Source organism: Rhodococcus sp. UYP9, assembly GCF_040547235.1.
Lineage (GTDB): Bacteria > Actinomycetota > Actinomycetes > Mycobacteriales > Mycobacteriaceae > Rhodococcoides.
In genome coordinates, this window is sequence record NZ_JBEPPH010000002.1 from 561655 (window position 1) to 579953 (window position 18299).

16 protein-coding genes are annotated in these 18299 nt (G+C 62.4%); 13 read left to right on the top strand and 3 right to left on the bottom strand.

The genetic code is table 11. The features are described 5' to 3' along the window. Positions 1-55 precede the first annotated feature (55 nt). Genes ABIB36_RS09045 through ABIB36_RS09055 form a run of 3 tightly spaced genes read left to right on the top strand, consistent with a single transcriptional unit; the run spans position 56 to position 2309 of the window. Positions 56-922, top strand: a complete 867-nt coding sequence (locus ABIB36_RS09045; protein WP_354563097.1) for an asparaginase — start codon at positions 56-58, stop codon at positions 920-922. Positions 923-940: 18 nt separating this feature from the next. Further along, on the top strand, positions 941-1666 hold the full coding sequence (locus ABIB36_RS09050) for a molybdopterin-dependent oxidoreductase (RefSeq protein WP_354563095.1): 726 nt from the start codon (positions 941-943) through the stop codon (positions 1664-1666). Continuing rightward, entirely contained in the window at positions 1650-2309 is a 660-nt protein-coding gene (locus ABIB36_RS09055) for a cytochrome b/b6 domain-containing protein (protein WP_084346275.1), read from the top strand. Before ABIB36_RS09050 ends, ABIB36_RS09055 begins: the two co-directional genes overlap by 17 nt. On the opposite strand, the gene ABIB36_RS09060 is transcribed toward ABIB36_RS09055, so the two are convergent. After that, positions 2269-3054, bottom strand: coding sequence for an MOSC domain-containing protein (locus ABIB36_RS09060; RefSeq protein WP_354563092.1), 786 nt, complete (start codon positions 3052-3054; stop codon positions 2269-2271). The genes ABIB36_RS09055 and ABIB36_RS09060 overlap by 41 nt on opposite strands. Before the next feature lie 32 nt (positions 3055-3086). Between ABIB36_RS09060 and ABIB36_RS09065 the strand changes: the two genes are divergently transcribed. Next, entirely contained in the window at positions 3087-3659 is a 573-nt protein-coding gene (locus ABIB36_RS09065) for an isochorismatase family protein (RefSeq protein WP_084346274.1), read from the top strand. 4 nt (positions 3660-3663) lie between these two features. Here the strand turns inward: ABIB36_RS09065 and ABIB36_RS09070 are convergent, their stop codons facing one another. Further along, positions 3664-4266: a hypothetical protein gene (locus ABIB36_RS09070; RefSeq protein WP_354563089.1), complete on the bottom strand. Its 603-nt coding sequence runs from the start codon at positions 4264-4266 to the stop codon at positions 3664-3666. 50 nt (positions 4267-4316) lie between these two features. Here ABIB36_RS09070 and ABIB36_RS09075 point away from each other — a divergent pair, with 50 nt between their 5' ends. The 9 genes from ABIB36_RS09075 to ABIB36_RS09115 all read left to right on the top strand — a co-directional run bounded on the left by ABIB36_RS09075 (position 4317) and on the right by ABIB36_RS09115 (position 17804). Beyond that, complete coding sequence (locus ABIB36_RS09075; RefSeq protein WP_143542090.1) at positions 4317-5714, top strand: glucose-6-phosphate dehydrogenase; 1398 nt, start codon at positions 4317-4319, stop codon at positions 5712-5714. 67 nt (positions 5715-5781) lie between these two features. Next, positions 5782-6060 (top strand): putative quinol monooxygenase, encoded by a 279-nt coding sequence (locus tag ABIB36_RS09080; protein WP_084346272.1) that lies wholly within the window; start codon positions 5782-5784, stop codon positions 6058-6060. 197 nt (positions 6061-6257) lie between these two features. After that, positions 6258-7316 (top strand): tellurite resistance/C4-dicarboxylate transporter family protein, encoded by a 1059-nt coding sequence (locus tag ABIB36_RS09085; protein WP_354563085.1) that lies wholly within the window; start codon positions 6258-6260, stop codon positions 7314-7316. Positions 7317-7365: 49 nt separating this feature from the next. Further along, positions 7366-11085 carry a nitrate reductase subunit alpha gene (locus tag ABIB36_RS09090; protein WP_354563083.1) on the top strand — a complete coding sequence of 1240 codons (3720 nt, stop codon included), beginning with the start codon at positions 7366-7368 and terminating at the stop codon, positions 11083-11085. After that, positions 11085-12740 carry a nitrate reductase subunit beta gene (narH, locus tag ABIB36_RS09095; protein WP_354563080.1) on the top strand — a complete coding sequence of 552 codons (1656 nt, stop codon included), beginning with the start codon at positions 11085-11087 and terminating at the stop codon, positions 12738-12740. The genes ABIB36_RS09090 and narH overlap by 1 nt, the downstream gene beginning before the upstream one ends. Further along, entirely contained in the window at positions 12737-13393 is a 657-nt protein-coding gene (gene narJ, locus ABIB36_RS09100; protein WP_354563078.1) for a nitrate reductase molybdenum cofactor assembly chaperone, read from the top strand. Before narH ends, narJ begins: the two co-directional genes overlap by 4 nt. Beyond that, a complete protein-coding gene (narI, locus tag ABIB36_RS09105; RefSeq protein ID WP_354563076.1) occupies positions 13390-14136 on the top strand; it encodes a respiratory nitrate reductase subunit gamma in 747 nt (248 codons plus the stop codon). The genes narJ and narI overlap by 4 nt, the downstream gene beginning before the upstream one ends. A gap of 123 nt (positions 14137-14259) precedes the next feature. Further along, on the top strand, positions 14260-17049 hold the full coding sequence (locus ABIB36_RS09110; RefSeq protein WP_354563073.1) for an aconitate hydratase: 2790 nt from the start codon (positions 14260-14262) through the stop codon (positions 17047-17049). Further along, complete coding sequence (locus ABIB36_RS09115) at positions 17049-17804, top strand: PIG-L deacetylase family protein (protein ID WP_084346266.1); 756 nt, start codon at positions 17049-17051, stop codon at positions 17802-17804. Before ABIB36_RS09110 ends, ABIB36_RS09115 begins: the two co-directional genes overlap by 1 nt. A 26-nt stretch (positions 17805-17830) precedes the next feature. Here the strand turns inward: ABIB36_RS09115 and ABIB36_RS09120 are convergent, their stop codons facing one another. Then, positions 17831-18031, bottom strand: coding sequence for a PspC domain-containing protein (locus ABIB36_RS09120; RefSeq protein WP_354563071.1), 201 nt, complete (start codon positions 18029-18031; stop codon positions 17831-17833). Positions 18032-18299: the final 268 nt, after the last annotated feature.

The following is an 18299-nucleotide window of genomic DNA, read 5'->3' on the forward strand; positions in this document are numbered from 1 at the left end:
CCCGGAATCGACCCAAGATTCGCACGCCCTCACCCGAACGAGAGGTATCACTTCTGTGTCTCACATCGCCCTGCTGACCACTGGCGGAACCATTGCCAGTAGCCGTGACGAGAACGGCATCAGCCGTCCGGGCAGTGATCCGCTCGGGTTCTCGTTGGCCGCTGATGTCGAGGTTCGTGAGGTCATGTCCAAGGACAGTTCAGCGTTCGATTTCGCCGACATGGATGCCGTTGCCGACGCTGTCGGGAACGCGCTGACCGATCCGGACTGCGTCGGTGCCGTGGTTCTGCACGGTACGGACACGATGGAGGAGACGGCACTTCTCGTCGACCTGTTCCACGATGATCCGAGGCCGGTGGTGTTCACCGGTGCGCAGCGGACGTCGGATCACAGCGAGCCCGATGGGCCCGACAACGTCACAGCAGCGATCGAAGCTGTGCGGAATCCGAGTAACCGGGGAAAGGGAGTCCTCGTTTCCTTCGGAGGCAGAACTCTGTCTGCGCGGGGGTTGATGAAATGGCATACATCGGACCTGGACGCATTTTTCGGATCGGCGCAGGAACGCACCGTCTTCGACCGGCAGAAAATTTCGGACACCAGAGTCGACATCGTTGCGCTGTACCCAGGTGTGGATGCGGTCGCCATCGACGCTTATCTCAGCGCCGGAAGTCAGGGGCTCGTGCTGCAGGCTCTCGGTTCGGGGAACACGAACAGCATGGTCGTGGCGGCGGTGCAGCGCGCCACGGCCGCAGGGATCCCCGTCGTGGTTACGACGCGGGTTCCGCTCGGCTCTGTCGAACCCAGCTACGGCGGCGGAGGTGGCGGTGCAGACCTCGTCGACGCGGGCGCACTGTTCTCAACATTGCGAGCTGGTCAGGCGCGAATTCTGCTTGCCGTGCAGATAGCGACACGCGATCGGTAATTCGTGGACAGTGGAGTGATGCGTCGCAACGAGCCCGATATTCCCGGTGCACCGGTAGGTCGACGCCTCTTCCTCGGACTGGTCGTCGCCGGCGCGGCAGGAATTCTGGGCGGTGGCGCCATTCAAAATGGGCTCGCAACCGTGATGGGCCCGATCGGTAACCACGATCCCACCGGACTGGTCGGCCTGATCCCGCTGGGCAACAACTTTCGATTCTATTCGGTGACCACGGGTGCACCGCGCAAGGACGAGAGCAGCTACCAATTGACTGTCGGTGGTTTGGTAGCAACACCACGCACTCTCGGACTACAGGATTTGCGGGCAATGCCCCAGACGTCTCTGGTGCGAGACTTCCAATGCGTGACCGGATGGCGTGTTCCACAGGTTTCGTGGAGCGGCGTGCGCCTGTCGGAGATCCTCGATGCAGCCTCGCCGACGGCCGATGCGACGGCAGTCCGATTCACCTCGTTCGACGGCACTTACACCGAGAGCTTGACGCTGGAGCAAGCACGTCGCGACGACGTCATTCTCGCCCTCACCATGCTCGGCGGCCCGGTCACTCATGATCATGGCGGTCCAGTTCGGCTCTACGTTGCACCGATGTACGGCTACAAGAGTCTGAAATGGCTCGGCGGAATCGAGTTGACTTCGGATGTGGTGCCCGGTTACTGGGAGCCGCGGGGATACTCGATCGACGGCTGGGTCGGCGCGTCGAACGGACGTGACGATGACGCCACGAGCTGAACTGCTGCGCTTCCACCGAATCGAACGTTGGGTGCACTGGTCCGTCGGCGTGCTGACCCTCGTATGCATTGCGACGGCGGCGATTCTGTACAACGGTTCGTTGGCAGTCCTCGTCGGCAATCGGCACTTGGTCGAAGTGGTGCACGTCTATTCAGGTTTCGGTATCCCGATACCGCTGATTCTCGGTCTTCTCTCGCGGGCCTATCGGCTGGATCTGCAGCGCCTCAACCGGTTCGTCGACGATGACTGGAAGTGGTTGCAGTCCAAGGCTCGTCGGCTCCGGGCAGTGGGCGTCGGAAAGTTCAATGCCGGCCAGAAGCTCAACGGCGGGTTGAGTGGTGGATCGATCGCGGTACTGCTGCTCACGGGGACGGTGATGTTCTTTCCGGAGTGGAGTCCGCTGAACTGGCGGACAGGAGCGACGTTCGTACACGACTGGTTCGCTCTCGCCTTCGGGCTTCTCGTCGTAGGCCACATCTTCTACGCGTTCAAGGATTCCGAAGCGATGCGCGGTATGCGCGGCGGGTCGGTTCTGCGCGCGTGGGCCGAGAACGAGCATCCGGAATGGGCTCGCGAAGTCAAGGCAGCAGAGCGGCCCGTGACTAGCGATCGAGACCCGAAGATTCCTCCTCGAGAACGGTGAACTCGTCCCCGACCGACACCCGGCCGACGGTCTTCACCGAGAACTTCGCACCGAAGACGACGCCTTTGGTGGGGCCGCGGCGGTAGGCGGCGAGGGTACGCAGTGGTTCGGGGCCGGTGCGAATGCCGGTTGTCTGCTCGACGGTCGTGACGGCGCACCGGATGGCAATCTTGTCGAACGCGAGTTCGCAGGCGCCGACGGAAGCCCGGCGTACCAGGTCCTCCCGGTGCGCATCCGCCCAACCGGTGACGACGATGTTGGGCCGGAACCGATCGAACGGAATCGGTGCGTCGAGCCGGGCGTTGAGGCCGCGCATCGACGCATCGGACAGGATGTGGACTGCGGTGCTGTCCGCGAAGCTCGGGGCAGTCGAGGTGATCCTGACCAGTCGGCACTCCTCGCCGAGGATCTCACCGAGCCAGCGTGCAACCTCGTCGCCCTGGTCGATGCCCTGAAACGGTTCGCCGAACATCGTGACATCTCGTGGCCGGGAATGCCGATTCACCTCGACGGTGATCGATCCGAAATCGGCGTGCGACAGGGTGAGGACGTCGTCGACGATCGAGGGATGGACGACGGCGAGGACAGGATCGCTGCGTTGACTGCGGAACGATCCGTCTGCACCGACGATCATGAACTCGCGATCGTGTTCGAGCCCCCGGAACGTCATCGACGCGGTGCTGAGCGACAGGCCCGCGCATCCCTTCACCGGGTAGCACATCAATTCGGTCACTGTCGCGTTCATGCCCATCTCACGTTCAGAGGATACTGGTCACCATGACTCGTGCTTTGTTGGTAGTGGATGTACAGAACGATTTCACCGAGGGCGGCGCCCTGGGCATCGAGGGCGGCGGCGAAGTAGCACGCAAGGTCAGTGAGTTGCTGGCGAAGAAGGGCGACGAGTACGACGTCATCGTGGCCTCGCGTGACTGGCACGACGCTCTCGGCGACAACGGTGGCCACTTCGCGACCGATGAGGTGCCCAACTTCGTCGACACGTGGCCCATGCACTGCGTCGCGGACACGGTCGGGTCGGAGTACCACGGCGAGTTCGTCATCGGATCGGTGGACGTGCACGTCTACAAGGGTCAGGGGAGGCCGTCGTACTCGGCTTTCGAAGGCATCACCGACGAGGGCGTCACGTTGCCCGAGGTGCTGCGAGGCAACGAGGTGACCGATCTCGACGTCGTCGGACTGGCTACCGACTACTGTGTGCGAGCTTCGGCTCTCGACGCGATCGCTCTCGGGCTGAAGGTACGTATTCTCACCGATCTGATCGCCGGTGTTGCTCCCGAGTCTTCGGAGAAGGCACTGACCGAGCTCGTCGCCGCGGGTGCAGTGCTGGTCTGACGAGTCAGTCGTCGATGGTGGTGGTTATGTAGGTGACGCTCGGGGCCTGGGGTGTGGAACCGAATCCGAATCGGACCGGCGGTGTGACGCGGGTCAGTGAGCCGAGATTCTTTCCGTCCCACGACGCCTCGACTGCGGTGACGCGGTATTGGGTGTGAGCCCCGTAGTACTCGCGGCGCCCACCGCCGGCGCTGCCGCGGGTGCGTACGCCGCGGAGCGCCACTCGGGCGATGGGGTCGGTCAGAGTGCAGAACCACGGGGCGGTCGAGATGGCCGTGGGGACGAGCTTCAGCAGCACGCCGAGCGGTGTGATTCGGCCGGTGTGGATTCGCAGGGCCAGTCGACCTGCCTGCACTTTCCTCGATCCGTCCGGTAGGCGCTCGAAGATCACCGGCGTGAGGATCGTCTCGTCGAATGTGTATGTGGCCGAGACGAATTCACGCACCTCGTCATCAGGGGCCAAGAGTAGGCGGTGGCCGTTCTCGAACTCGACCATGACGTCGGTGAAGGTGCCGAGCGGAGACCGCGTCCAGTTGCCGACGACGATGCGTGTGCCCGAGGATGTGCCCATCCCGTAGATCTCGCCGTGGAATTTCGATCGTGTCACCAGATCGACTTTAACCACACCGCACGATCGGTGCGGGCATGATGGAATCCATGGCGACTTTGCAACCTACGATATTCGTCCTGTTCGGTGCGACCGGTGACCTCGCGAAGCGCATGGTCCTGCCCTCGTTCTACCAACTCCATGTCGAGGGACTGCTGCCCGAGAAGTGGCTGCTCATCGGCAACGGTCGTCACGACACCGCCGACGACGAGTTCCGCGACCACGTCCACGGAGCGTTGAAGGAATTCGGCTCCGAACTCGGCAGCAAGGACTGGGACGAGTTCGCGAAACGGATCCGATTCGCAGGCAACGGATTCACCGTCGAAGACCCGGGTGCGCTACCGGAGGCGGTGGCGTCGGCCAAGGACGAGGTGGGCGAGAACGCGCAGTTGGTGCACTACATTGCATTGCCGCCGAGCACGTTTCAGGACTACACCAAGGCCCTCGGCGCGCACGACCTCGCCGATGGTGCACGGGTGGTCTACGAGAAGCCGTTCGGCACGTCGCAGCAGGCTTTCGAAGAGCTCGACAAGGTGGTGCACGAGGTTCTCGACGAGAAGCAGGTCTACCGAATCGACCATTTCCTCGGCAAGGAAGCGACCCAGAATTTGCACGTCCTGCGGTTCGCGAACGGCATGATCGACGGCATCTGGAATGCCGAACACGTGGCCCAGGTGCAGATCGACGTCCCCGAGACCCTGAACATCGACGACCGAGCCGAATTTTACGACAGCACCGGGGCCGTGCTCGACATGTTGGTGACTCACCTCTTTCAGGTCGCCGCCGAGATCGCGATGGAACCGCCTGCGTCCTTGGCTGCCGACGATCTGCAATCCGCGCGGGAAACGGTCATCGGATGCTTCCGTCCGATCGACACGGCCGAGGTCGTACTCGGCCAGTACGACGGCTATCGCGACGTCGAGGGTGTCGCCGACGATTCGACCGTGGACACGTTCGTCGCAGCCAAGCTGTGGGTCGACACCGATCGATGGCGCGGCGTGCCGTTCTTGCTTCGAACCGGAAAGATGTTGGGAGTCAGTGCTCAGCGTGTGTCTCTGGTGTTCCGGAAGCCGGAGAACAGCCCGCTGACCGATCTCCCGGACGACGGCGCGGTGCTGTCCTTCGACTTGTCCGGCAGCGGTTCGATCGATATGGCGATGACGGTGAAGGAGCCGGGACCGGACTTCGATCTGTCCGTCGGGCATCTGTCTCTGCCGTTGCCGTCCGTTCCCAACGCCGACCCACTGTCGCCGTACTCACGCCTGATTCTCGACGTGCTCAACGGTGATCGTTCGTTGTTCACTCGCCCCGACGGGCTTGCACACGTCTGGGAAGTGGCGGCACCGCTGTTGAACGATCCACCCGAGGTGAAGCCGTACGCGGAGGGGTCGATGGGTCCGGAGGGATCTGCCGATCTCGCGGCGCCGTGCGGATGGTTGGTGCACTGACGCATTCCTCGGCCGTGTCGGGTTCGTTGGGGCGATGAGTTTTGCTCTCCGTCGAGGTCTGAGGCTCATGATCATTGTTGCTGGGTATCTGACTGTCGATCCGAACGAAAGAGATCGGTATCTGCAGGGTTGTGTCGAGGTGGTTCGGCTCGCGCGCGAGTCCGAAGGATGCGAGGACTTCGCGATCGCTGCGGACCTGTTCGACGAGCGACGGATCAACGTGTACGAGCGTTGGGCCGACGAAGCGCAGCTGCACGCCTTCCGTGGATCCGGTCCCGATTCCGAACAGCAGGCCGCGATCCTCGACGCCAACGTCCGCGAATTCGATGCTTCCGAGCGGGCTTAGCGGTGGATTCGGCGTGTCGCAGGCTTCAGATATATAGTCCCGCTTGGTCGATCGGCGTTGTGCATCGAATCCGGGTGTATCCGGCGTAGCGTGCACTGTGCAACGCCAGTGCACTGGCTGGCATGTCATAGGTGAGGATTCCGAATGGCACAGCGAGCATCTCGGGGCGTCATGGACCGGCGAATCGGTAACACGTAATGACGGTGCGGAGTGGCGGCGGGCGCACGGTAACCGCCGTTCGAGGTGCCGTCTCGACTCTCAACCCGGGTTACTTCGCGTTGGTCATGGCCACCGGAATCATCTCCGTCGCGATGAAGAACAACGACCAGCCGCTCATCTCCTCGGCGCTGTTCGTGATCGGGGTTCTCGCCTGGGTAGTTTTGGTGGTGCTGCACTGCTGGCGGTTACTGCGCTTCGGGTCTCTGCTGCGCGCGGATTTCACCGATCCGCGACGCGGATTCGGATTCTTCACCTTCGTCGCCGCCACAGACGTCCTGGGCACCCGCTTCGCCGCCGGGGGAGTGCACACGGTGGCCCTGGGGTTCCTGGCTCTCGGGGCGCTGAGTTGGTTCGTGCTCGGATACGTGGTGCCCTCGACGGCGATACTGAATCCTTCGATTCGCCCGGCACTCATGGGCGCGAACGGCACCTGGTTCATCTGGGTGGTTGCCTGTCAATCCGTTGCCGTGCTCGCTGCTGCCCTCGAACCTGTGGTCACAACCGGTAGGAACGAACTCGCACTGGTGGCCGTGTTCTCCTGGTCCGTCGGCGCTTTTCTCTATGCGGGCGTAGCGATTCTGGTCGCGGCGAGGCTGCTGCTCTATCCGCTGAACCCGGTCGACCTCACTCCGGTCTATTGGGTTGCGATGGGCGCAACCGCTATCACCGTCCTCGCAGGCGCTCGCATCGTTCAAATGGCCGATGCCCCTATGGTCGATGCCACCCGCGGCCTGATCGGTGGCACTGCGGTGATGTTCTGGTCCTTCGGAACTTGGCTCATCCCAGTCCTGTTCGCCGCGGCGTGGTGGCGGCATGTCAAGAATCGAGTTCCGCTGGTCTACGACGCGACTCTGTGGAGCATAATTTTCCCGCTCGGGATGTACGGCGTCGCCTCGCACTACCTGGGCCAGGCGGACAACCTACCCATGATGGAAGTCGTCGGCGACGCGGTGTCCTGGGTTGCGTTGGGTGCGTGGTCGATCGTTTTCGTGGCGATGATCTGGCATCTCGCCGACCGATTGGTGGTTCACCCCTGAAGGTTTCGGCTTGTCTTGCCTCGCTACTCCAATTCTCGGGAGGACTTTCATGAGCGCCACCATCAACAGTGGATTGACAGATGCTTTGATCAAGACTCGTCGATTCTTTCGAAGCAACCAGCCTGTTTCTGCCGATGGGCGGACGCTGCTCGCGATCGGGGGACGTTCGGGCGATTCGTTCTACCGGGATCGTTGGAGTCACGACAAAGTGGTCCGGTCGACCCACGGGGTGAATTGCACCGGATCGTGCTCCTGGAACGTCTACGTCAAGGACGGCATCATCACGTGGGAGACCCAGGCCGTCGACTATCCGACTGCCGGACCGGACAAGCCTGAGTACGAGCCGCGCGGGTGTCCTCGCGGTGCCTCCTTCTCCTGGTACACCTACTCGCCGACGCGAACCCGGTATCCCTACATTCGTGGGGTACTGCTCGAGATGTACCGGGAAGCGAAGTCCCGGTTGAAAGATCCAGTGCTCGCCTGGGCAGACGTGACCGAGGATCCTGAGCGCGCCGCACGCTACAAGCGCGCGCGAGGCAAGGGTGGCTTGGTGCGTGCCACGTGGGACGAGGCCATCGAGATAGTGGCGGCGGCGCACGTGCACACGATCCGAAAATGGGGCCCCGACCGCGTCGCCGGGTTTTCTCCCATTCCCGCGATGTCGATGGTCTCGCACGCGTCCGGTGCCCGCTTCGTGAACCTCATCGGGGGATCGATGCTGAGCTTCTACGACTGGTACGCGGACATGCCGGTCGCTTCCCCTCAGATGTTCGGGGATCAAACGGACGTCCCCGAATCCGGGGACTGGTGGGATTCGAGCTACCTGATCATCTGGGGTACCAACGTGCCGGTCACCCGGACACCGGACGCGCACTGGATGATCGAAGCCCGTTACCGCGGACAGAAAGTCATCGTCGTCTCACCGGACTTCGCCGACAGCACCAAGTTCGCCGACGAGTGGCTCCCTGCCGAGCCCGGTACCGATGGTGCTCTGGCGATGGCCATGGGACACGTGATCCTCAAAGAGTTCTACGTCGACCGGCAGACTCCCTACTTCACCGAGTACGTCAAGAAGTTCACGGATCTGCCGTTTCTTGTCACTCTCGACGAAACACACGATCCGGAGGGCGAGGTCACCTATACCGCCGGAAAGTTCTTGACCGCCTCGGACCTCACCGACGAGATCGTGAGCGAGCAGGAGAACTCCGAGTTCAAGACGGTCATGGTCGACGCGAGAACCAACCGGCTCGTCGTGCCCCCTGGCACGCTGGGCCATCGCTACGGTGAAACCGGCGAGGGCAAGTGGAACCTCGATCTCGGCGACATCGATCCGACACTGTCGCTGATCGACGGCGCGGATCAGTACGTTCCGATCGATATGCCGCGCTTCGATGCAGGCCAGGGCAATGCAGGCCAGGGCAAGGTCGGCGTGATTCGACGCGGTGTACCGGTACGCCGCGTCGCAGGGCGACTCGTCACCACTGTCTTCGACCTGATGCTCGCCCAGTACGGCGTCGGTAGACCCGGACTACCCGGGATCTGGCCCAGCGGCTACGACGACGCAGAATCCCCCTACACGCCCGCGTGGCAAGCTGCGATCACCGGAGTCTCCGCGGACGCTGCCGAACGGATCGGCCGCGAGTTCGCCCAGAACGCCGAGGACTCCAAGGGTCGGTCGATGATTCTGATGGGTGCGGGCACCAATCATTGGTTCCATTCCGACACCATCTATCGGACCTTCCTGACGATGACGACGATCACGGGATGCCAGGGCGTGAACGGTGGCGGTTGGGCGCATTACGTCGGCCAGGAAAAGGTCCGTCCGCTGACCGGGTACAACCAGTTGGCCAATGCCCTGGACTGGGTACGACCGCCGAGAAACATGGTGCAGACGGCCTACTGGTACCTGCATACCGACCAGTTCCGCTATGACCAATTCGGTGCCGACACGCTGACGGCACAGACCGGCAAAGGCCAACTGGCGGGCAAGACGACTGCCGACGTGATCGCACAGTCCGCGCGTCTGGGCTGGATGCCGTCCTACCCCACATTCGATCGAAATCCCTTGGTGATCGGTGCGCAGGCCGAGCAGAAGGGGCAGTCGGCCAAGGACTATGTCGTCGAGGAGTTGAAGGCCGGGCGGCTGAAGTTCGCGGCCGAGGATCCTGATGCGCCGGAGAACTTTCCGCGGGTTCTGTCGTTGTGGCGGTCGAATCTGTTCGGTTCCTCGGCGAAAGGAAACGAGTACTTTCTCAATCACCTCCTCGGCACGTCACACACCGTCAGCGCCCGGGAGACTGCGCAGCGCTTCCGACCGCAGGACGTTCGCTGGCACGACGAGGCGCCCATCGGCAAGCTCGATCTCCTGACGACCCTCGATTTCCGGATGACGAGTTCGACGCTGCTCTCGGACATCGTCCTGCCGGCCGCAACCTGGTACGAAAAACACGACCTGTCGACGACGGATATGCATCCGTTCGTCAACTCTTTCAATCCCGCGATCTCCCCGCCGTGGCAGTCGCGTACCGATTGGGATGCGTGGCAACAGATTTCCCAGGTATTCAGCAAACTTGCAGTGCGGCACCTCGGTAAGCAGACCGATGTGGTCGCCGCACCCCTGACCCATGACACTCCGGATGCGATGGCAGCGCCGCACGGGAAGGTCCGGGACTGGAAGTACGGAGAATGCGAACCGGAGCCGGGCGTCACGATGCCGAAAATTATCGAGGTCGAGCGGGACTACACGGCGATCGGTGACAAGATGCGCGCCGTCGGGCCGTTGCTGGACACCTTGGGTGCGACCACCAAGGGAGTCACGTTCGATCTGAGCCGAGAAATCGCTGATCTCAAAGAGAAGAACGGGGTCGTGCGCGGTGGTCCGGCCGACGGCCGGCCCGATATCCTCCGTGACATCCAGGCCTGCGAGATGATCCTGGCCCTGTCCGGCACAACCAACGGAAGGCTCGCCACTCAGGGGTTCAAGACACTCGAAAAGCGCACCGGCAGAATGCTGCACGACCTGGCCTCCGAAAACGAGGGCAAGCGCATCACGTTCTCCGATACCCAACACGGCCCGGTACCGGTGATCACCTCACCCGAATGGTCCGGATCCGAGACCGGTGGCCGTAGGTACTCGCCGTTCACGATCAATGTCGAACGGGAAAAGCCGTGGCACACGCTGACCGGTCGTCAGCACTTCTACCTCGATCACGACTGGATGACCGAACTGGGTGAAGGGCTGCCCACCTTCAGGCCACCGCTGAACATGACGGCGCTCTTCGACGAACCGGAGATCGGAGCAACTCCGGATCACGGTGTGGCGGTTCGCTATTTGACGCCGCACAACAAGTGGTCGATTCACTCCGAATATCAGGACAACTTGCTCATGCTCTCGCTGTTCCGCGGCGGGCCTGGAATCTGGATGAGCCCGCAGGATGCGGAGAAGATCGGTGTGCGGGACAACGAGTGGATCGAAGCGGTCAACCGCAACGGAGTGGTCGACGCGCGTGCCATCATCTCGCATCGGATGCCCGAAGGCACTGTCTTCATGTATCACTCGCAGGACCGCCTCATCGACACACCGATTTCCGAGACGACCGGCCAGCGAGGCGGAAATCACAACTCGCTGACCAGGCTCATGATCAAACCCACGCACATGATCGGCGGATACGCCCAACAGACGTACGCCTTCAACTACATGGGACCTACCGGCAATCAACGCGACGAAGTCACCGTGATCCGCCGTCGTAATCAGGAGGTGAAGTACTGATGCGAGTAATGGCTCAGATGGCGATGGTCATGAATTTGGACAAGTGCATCGGGTGCCACACGTGCTCGGTCACGTGCAAGCAGGTGTGGACCAACCGCTCCGGCGCCGAACACGTCTGGTTCAACAACGTGGAAACGCGACCCGGTCAAGGGTATCCGCGGACCTACGAGGATCAGGAGAAGTGGAAAGGTGGCTGGACACTCGACAAGCGCGGCCGGCTGAAGCTGAAGGCAGGCGGTCGATTGAAGAACCTCGCGACCATCTTCGCCAACCCCAACCTGCCCGGCATCAACGACTATTACGAGCCGTGGACCTACGACTACGAGAACCTCACCACCGCTCCGGCGCAGGACCATATGCCGGTGGCACGACCGAAATCCTTGCTCACCGGTGAGAATACGAAAGTCACCTGGTCCTCGAACTGGGACGACGACCTTGCCGGGTCGGTCGAGCACGGGCACAACGATCCGATTCTCGAGAAGATCGGAAACAAGATCAAATTCGAGTACGAGCAGGCATTCATGTTCTACCTGCCACGTATTTGTGAACATTGCTTGAACCCGTCGTGTGTGGCGTCGTGCCCCACCGGGGCGATATACAAGCGAGTAGAGGACGGCATCGTCCTCGTCGATCAGGATCGCTGCCGTGGCTGGCGGCAATGCGTCAGCGGTTGCCCGTACAAAAAGATGTACTTCAACCACAAGACCGGCAAAGTCGAAAAGTGCACGTTCTGCTACCCGCGTATCGAGATCGGCCAGCCCACAATCTGTTCCGAAACCTGCGTGGGACGGCTGCGCTACCTCGGACTGATGTTGTACGACGCAGACCGGGTGCTCGACGCGGCGTCGGTGACCGACGAGCACGACCTGTTGCAAGCTCAACGCAACGTCTTTCTCGACCCGAACGATCCGGAAGTCGTTCGGCAGGCGCAGCGTGCCGACATCCCGGACGACTGGATCGAAAGCGCGCAACGTTCACCTATCTGGGCGTTGATCAACGAATACAAGGTCGCGCTTCCGTTGCATCCGGAATTCCGAACGATGCCGATGGTCTGGTACATACCGCCACTGTCTCCGGTTGTGGACGCAGTCCGCGAAACCGGTGAGGACGCCGAACGCAAGGGAAACCTGTTCGCCGCCATCGACTCGCTGCGGATCCCCATCGAGTATCTCGCCGGGTTGTTCACGGCCGGGGATACCGCTCCGGTGGACAAGGTGCTCCGCAAGCTCGCCGCGATGCGTTCGTTCATGCGCGATATCAACATGGGTTGGGAGGTAGACGAATCCATCCCGGAGTCCGTCGGGATGACCGGGCAAGAAATGATGGACATGTACCGCCTGCTCGCCATCGCAAAGTACGACGAGCGCTACGTCGTACCGGCCGCCCACTACGAAGACGCCCACAAGCTCGAGAACATCGCCACCGAGTGTTCTCTCGACGTCGAGGGTGGGCCCGGGATGGGTGGGATGGACGGGTCCTTCGGAGGCGACACCGGCATGGGTGCCGATCCAGGTGTCGGCACACCGGACGGGCCGGGACGCCCGGCGGGTGTGCGGATCAATCTGATGGACTGGAACGGGCAGGGCACCCCCGATGGGCTTTTCCCCGAGGCTGCCGGACCGTCCGGATCGACCGATACGGAGCACCGGTCATGACTCCACGCGTGCCCAAGCTCAAATACTCCACCGACGAACTCACCCGCACCTGGCAGTCCGCCTCGATGCTGATGGACTACCCGGACGCACACCTGGTGTCTCACCTCGACCTTCTCGGCCGAGTCGCTGCCACTCTGCCCGCGAAACTCGGTACGGGACTGCAGGAAACGATCGATCAACTCCGCACTCGGCCGCTACCGGAGTCCGAAGCCGATTACGTCGACACCTTCGACACTCGCAGGCGCGGCTGCCTGTTCTTGACCTACTTCTCGAACGGAGAGACTCGAAAACGCGGACTCGCGCTACTGCGTATCAAGCAGGTGTACACCAAAGCGGGGCTGATTCTTGACGAAGGTCAACTACCCGATCACCTCTGTGTCGTATTGGAATTCGCCGCAACGACCGATCAGCAGGCGGGCCTGAAGATGATGTTGGACAACCGCGCCGGCCTCGAATTGCTCCGCCTGCATCTACGCGACATCGAATCGCCGTGGAGCGGGGCGATGGAGGCAGTGTGCGCCACCTTGCCTCCGCTCAAAGGCAAGGATCACGAAGCTGTCGAACGCTTGATCGCCGAGGGACCGGAAGACGAGCAGGTGGGTCTCGATCCCTATGGTTCGCCCGATTTGTTACCGATGCCTGGAGGTGCATGATGGACAATGCCCGGGATGTGTTCCTGTGGTTGATCTTCCCTTACATCTGCCTGACCATTTTCGTTCTCGGCCACATTTGGCGCTATCGCTACGACAAGTTCGGCTGGACCTCCAGATCGAGTCAGATGTACGAAAGCCGCATTCTGCGCTGGGCGAATCCGATGTTCCACTTCGGCATTCTGGCTGTATTCCTCGGACATGTAATGGGCCTGGGAATTCCCGAAAGCTGGACCGAGGCCGTCGGGATTTCGGAAAACATCTACCACTTCATGGCGGTGACGGTGGGCATCGTGGCCGGTGTCTTCACCCTCGTAGGCTTGGCAGGTCTGCTCTATCGCCGCCGCTTCACCAAGGCCGTTCTGGGAGCGACGACCAGGATGGACAAGCTGATGTATCTCATGCTCACCCTGGTGATACTGGGCGGCCTGGTCAACACCGGGTCCGGCGTCGTCGGTGAGTACAACTACCGCGAAGGTGTGTCCGTCTGGTTCCGTGGCATCTTCTTCTTCGACCCGCAGCCCGAATTGATGGCGAATGCCCCGTTCAGCTTCCAATTCCATGCGCTCGCCGCCATCAGCCTTTTCGCGGTATGGCCTTTCACCCGATTGGTCCACGTATTCACCGCCCCGTTGGGATATCTCTTTCGGCCATACATCATCTACCGCAGCCGTGATGCGCACGAAGGATCCCGTGAACGCCGTCGTGGCTGGGACAAGGTCGACACGATACCTCGGCGAAGGTGAACGTCGAATACGATGTGCCGCAGTAGTTGTGGTGGATGCCTTTAGGGCGAGCTCCGGCGACCATTGACAGAAGCCATCTCGACGGCCGACCCTTGAACCAGCCTACGGTAACGAGGAGCGGTCATGACCGGGAACAGTTTCGGTGCGCTGGATCAATTGACGGTGGGCGAGACTGCCTACGACATCTTCCGCCTCGATCGTGTCGAGGGGTCGTCGCGGCTGCCCTACAGCCTCAAAGTGCTGCTGGAGAACTTGCTGCGTAACGAGGACGGGCACCTGGTCACCGCGGAGCAGGTGCGGGCGCTGGCAGGGTGGGATCCACATGCGCAGTCCAGTTCGGAAATACAGTTCACACCGGCACGGGTTCTGATGCAGGACTTCACCGGAGTGCCGTGCGTGGTGGACCTGGTGGCCATGCGGGACGCCATGACTGCACTCGGTGGTGACCCGCAACGGATCAATCCGCTCATCCCCACCGATCTGGTCATCGATCACTCGGTGATCGTCGACATGTTCGGCCGACCCGAGGCATTCCACACCAACGCCGAACTCGAGTTCGATCGCAATCACGAGCGCTACGAGTTGCTCCGGTGGGCTCAACAGGCGTTCGACGGTTTCCAGGTGGTCCCGCCCGATACCGGAATCTGCCATCAGGTGAACCTGGAGTACCTGGCTCGGGTGGTGTTCACCAAGGACGGACCCGATCGCACGGTGGCTTATCCGGACACCCTGGTCGGGACGGATTCGCACACCCCGATGATCAACGGGCTCGGAGTACTGGGTTGGGGTGTCGGAGGAATCGAAGCAGAGGCGGCCATGCTCGGCCAGCCGATGAGCATGCTGATTCCGCAGGTGGTCGGGTTGAAGTTGAGCGGCGAGTTGAGCGAGGGGACTACCGCCACCGACCTGGTCCTCACCGTGGCAGAGGTGCTTCGCCGCACCAGGGTCGTCGGCAAGTTCGTGGACTTCTTCGGTCCAGGGGTGGCCAACGTGCCGCTGGCCACCCGCGCCACCCTGGGGAACATGAGCCCGGAGTACGGGTCGACAGCCGCTGTATTCCCCGTCGACGACGAGACGTTGAGTTACCTGCGGCTGACCGGCCGGCCGGCCGAGCAGATTGCGCTGGTGGAGGCGTACGCCAAGGCGCAAGGACTCTGGCACGACCCCGATCACGAGCCGGAATTCAGTCAGGTCGTCGAGCTGGACCTGGGTACCGTCGAGCCGTCGATCGCGGGCCCGAAGCGACCGCAGGATCGGATCCCACTGCGCGTGGCCCAGCGCGCGGTACGCGGTCTGCTGGCCGGCCGCTCGCATTCCGACGCGGTCCAGGGCGGTCTCGACGACGCTGTGGACGGCTCGTTTCCCGCCAGCGATCCCGTAGCGATCAGCCGCGGTATCGAGCGCGACGAGCCGCCTCGGTCATCTTCGTACGACGAGACACTCACCTGGCCCGAGGACCCCACGAAGGTGACCCTCGACGGTACCGAGTTCGACATCGATCACGGGCACGTGGTGATCGCGGCGATCACCTCGTGCACCAACACTTCCAACCCGACCGTGATGATCGGGGCGGGACTGCTCGCGAAGAACGCGGTCGAGCGCGGACTGCGCAGCAAGCCGTGGGTGAAGACGTCGCTGGCGCCCGGGTCCAGGGTCGTCACCGACTACTACAACCGCGCCGGGCTCACCCCGTACCTGGAGAAGCTCGGATTCGACTTGGTGGGTTACGGCTGCACCACCTGCATCGGTAACTCGGGCCCGTTGATTCCCGAGGTCAGCGCGGCAGTCACCGGCCACGATCTGGCGGTGGCCTCGGTGCTGTCGGGGAACCGGAACTTCGAGGGCCGGATTCACGCCGAAACGAAGATGAACTTCCTGGCCTCGCCTCCGCTGGTCATCGCCTACGCGTTGGTCGGCACCACCCAGGCAGACCTACTCATCGAGCCACTCGGCCAGGACGCCGAAGGCAATGATGTGTTCCTGCGCGATATCTGGCCCACCACGGCGGAGATCAAAGCCGTGGTCGACGAGTGCGTGGAGGCGAGCATGTTCACCGACGGATACGCCGATGTCCTCGCCGGTGACGCGAATTGGCAGGGCATGGACGTATCGAAGTCCGGCACTTTCGACTGGAGTGACACGTCCACCTACGTGCGCAATCCTCCGTACTTCGACGACATGCCCCGCGAGCCACTGCCGGTCCGAGACATCATCGGTGCTCGGGTATTGACGCTGCTCGGAGACTCGGTCACCACCGATCACATCTCGCCGGCAGGTGCGATCGGTGCTGATTCCCCGGCGGGCCGGTATCTGAGCGAGCATGGGGTGGATCGGAAGGATTTCAACTCCTACGGTTCGCGTCGCGGCAATCACGACGTGATGATCCGTGGAACGTTCGCGAATGTCCGTCTGCGCAACCAGCTCGTCCCCGGCGTCGAAGGCGGTGTCACCCGCTACCTGCCCGACGGCTCTCAGCAGTCGATCTTCGATGCCGCGATGGCCTATAAAAAAGACGGCGTGCCGTTGCTGGTGCTGGCCGGCGCCGACTACGGCTCGGGATCTTCACGAGACTGGGCCGCCAAAGGCACCATGCTTCTCGGGGTGAAGGCGGTCCTGGCCACCTCGTTCGAGCGGATACACCGATCGAATCTGATCGGGATGGGGGTGCTGCCGCTGCAGTTCAGGGAAGGGGAGAGCGCCGAACAGCTCGGGCTCACCGGCGAAGAAACGTATTCGGTGATCGGGCTAGAAGGCGCAGACCCGCTCCCCAGTGAGGTCACCGTCCGGGTCGAGACCGACGGGAAGGGGCGTGAGCTGACGGCGACCGTGCGCATCGATACTCCCGCGGAAGCGGCGTACTTCCAGCACGGAGGGATTCTGCCGTACGTCCTGCGCCGTATGCTGGCCGGCTGATGACAGCCGACTCGACGCCAGCTCCCCAGTCCGACAGTCCTGATGCCGACCGTGATGTCGAGCGTGTCCTGGTGTTGGCCGCCCACCCCGACGACGTCGACTTCGGTGCGGCCGGCACGGTCGCCGGCTGGACCGAGCGCGGAATCGTGGTCAGTTATTGCCTGGCCACCTCGGGCGACGCCGGCGGATTCGAAGACATTCCGCGCGAGGCGATGGCGGCGATGCGCGAAGCCGAACAGCAGGCCGCTGCGGCTGCGGTCGGTGTGCACGACGTGGAGTTCCTCCGGTTCGACGACGGCGCGCTGTACCCGACGATGGAGCTGCGCAAAGGGTTCAGTCGGGCAATCAGGAGGGTTCGCCCACAGCGGGTGCTGATCCAGTCACCGGAGTTCGATTGGAGCAGGGTGGGTGCCTCGCACCCCGATCATCGGGCGGCGGGTGAGGCCGCCTTCGCCGCCGTGTACCCCGATGCCAGAAACCCGTTCGCGCACCCGGAGCTGCTCGCGGACGAAGGTCTGCAGGCATGGTCGGCGCACCAACTGTGGATCATGGGTGGACCGCACAACAACAGGGCCGTCGACATCACGGCAACGTTCGATTCCAAGGTGGCCGCGTTGCGGGCCCATCGCAGTCAAACCGGGCATATCCACGAGCTCGACGCACTGTTGCGTGGGTTCGCGGGTGCGGCCGCGTCGCAGGCAGGGCTGCCCGAAGGTCGACTTGCGGAGGCGTTTCAGGTAGTCGCGGTTACGTAAGCTTCTCGCACGAAGTCAGGGACCGATTATCTGCTCGGCATGAGCATCCACGCGGCAAGGTAGATCAGCGCGATGGTTCCGCCCGAGACGACAGTGCCGAGCACGGTCAGGACTCGGACGAGGTTGGCGTCGATGCCGAAGTACTCGCCGATGCCGCCGCACACACCTGCGACCATCTTCTGCGAGTCGGAGCGGACGAATTCTTTGGGTGGGTTGGTGGAAGTCATGCCGACAAGTCTCTCGATGTGGATGTCTTTGCACATCGGGAAGTCCACCCATCTTCACCCTGAAGTTGCCTACGTTGTGCGCGGTGCCCAACCCCTCGATCAAGAGTCAAGACACCTTTCGGATAAAAAACCTCATGCCCGAATGGACGTCCAAAGGCGTTTATTCGTGTGGTTTGCGCATTGTCCCGAGTGAAATAAATGTTGTACGGGTACCGATGAGGGCGTAAGAATTCGACACGACCACTCAATGCTGCGCCGCACTGCCGAG

What these genes read in the sequence shown, in the direction of transcription:
- ABIB36_RS09050 (WP_354563095.1), top strand. Translation starts at nt 941, where the DNA reads ATGCGTCGCAACGAGCCCGATATTCCCGGTGCACCGGTAGGTCGACGC.
- ABIB36_RS09055 (WP_084346275.1), top strand. Translation starts at nt 1,650, where the DNA reads ATGACGCCACGAGCTGAACTGCTGCGCTTCCACCGAATCGAACGTTGG.
- ABIB36_RS09060 (WP_354563092.1), bottom strand. Translation starts at nt 3,054, where the DNA reads ATGAACGCGACAGTGACCGAATTGATGTGCTACCCGGTGAAGGGATGC.
- ABIB36_RS09065 (WP_084346274.1), top strand. Translation starts at nt 3,087, where the DNA reads ATGACTCGTGCTTTGTTGGTAGTGGATGTACAGAACGATTTCACCGAG.
- ABIB36_RS09075 (WP_143542090.1), top strand. Translation starts at nt 4,317, where the DNA reads ATGGCGACTTTGCAACCTACGATATTCGTCCTGTTCGGTGCGACCGGT.
- ABIB36_RS09080 (WP_084346272.1), top strand. Translation starts at nt 5,782, where the DNA reads ATGATCATTGTTGCTGGGTATCTGACTGTCGATCCGAACGAAAGAGAT.
- ABIB36_RS09085 (WP_354563085.1), top strand. Translation starts at nt 6,258, where the DNA reads ATGACGGTGCGGAGTGGCGGCGGGCGCACGGTAACCGCCGTTCGAGGT.
- ABIB36_RS09090 (WP_354563083.1), top strand. Translation starts at nt 7,366, where the DNA reads ATGAGCGCCACCATCAACAGTGGATTGACAGATGCTTTGATCAAGACT.
- narH (WP_354563080.1), top strand. Translation starts at nt 11,085, where the DNA reads ATGCGAGTAATGGCTCAGATGGCGATGGTCATGAATTTGGACAAGTGC.
- narJ (WP_354563078.1), top strand. Translation starts at nt 12,737, where the DNA reads ATGACTCCACGCGTGCCCAAGCTCAAATACTCCACCGACGAACTCACC.
- narI (WP_354563076.1), top strand. Translation starts at nt 13,390, where the DNA reads ATGATGGACAATGCCCGGGATGTGTTCCTGTGGTTGATCTTCCCTTAC.
- ABIB36_RS09110 (WP_354563073.1), top strand. Translation starts at nt 14,260, where the DNA reads ATGACCGGGAACAGTTTCGGTGCGCTGGATCAATTGACGGTGGGCGAG.
- ABIB36_RS09115 (WP_084346266.1), top strand. Translation starts at nt 17,049, where the DNA reads ATGACAGCCGACTCGACGCCAGCTCCCCAGTCCGACAGTCCTGATGCC.
- ABIB36_RS09120 (WP_354563071.1), bottom strand. Translation starts at nt 18,031, where the DNA reads ATGACTTCCACCAACCCACCCAAAGAATTCGTCCGCTCCGACTCGCAG.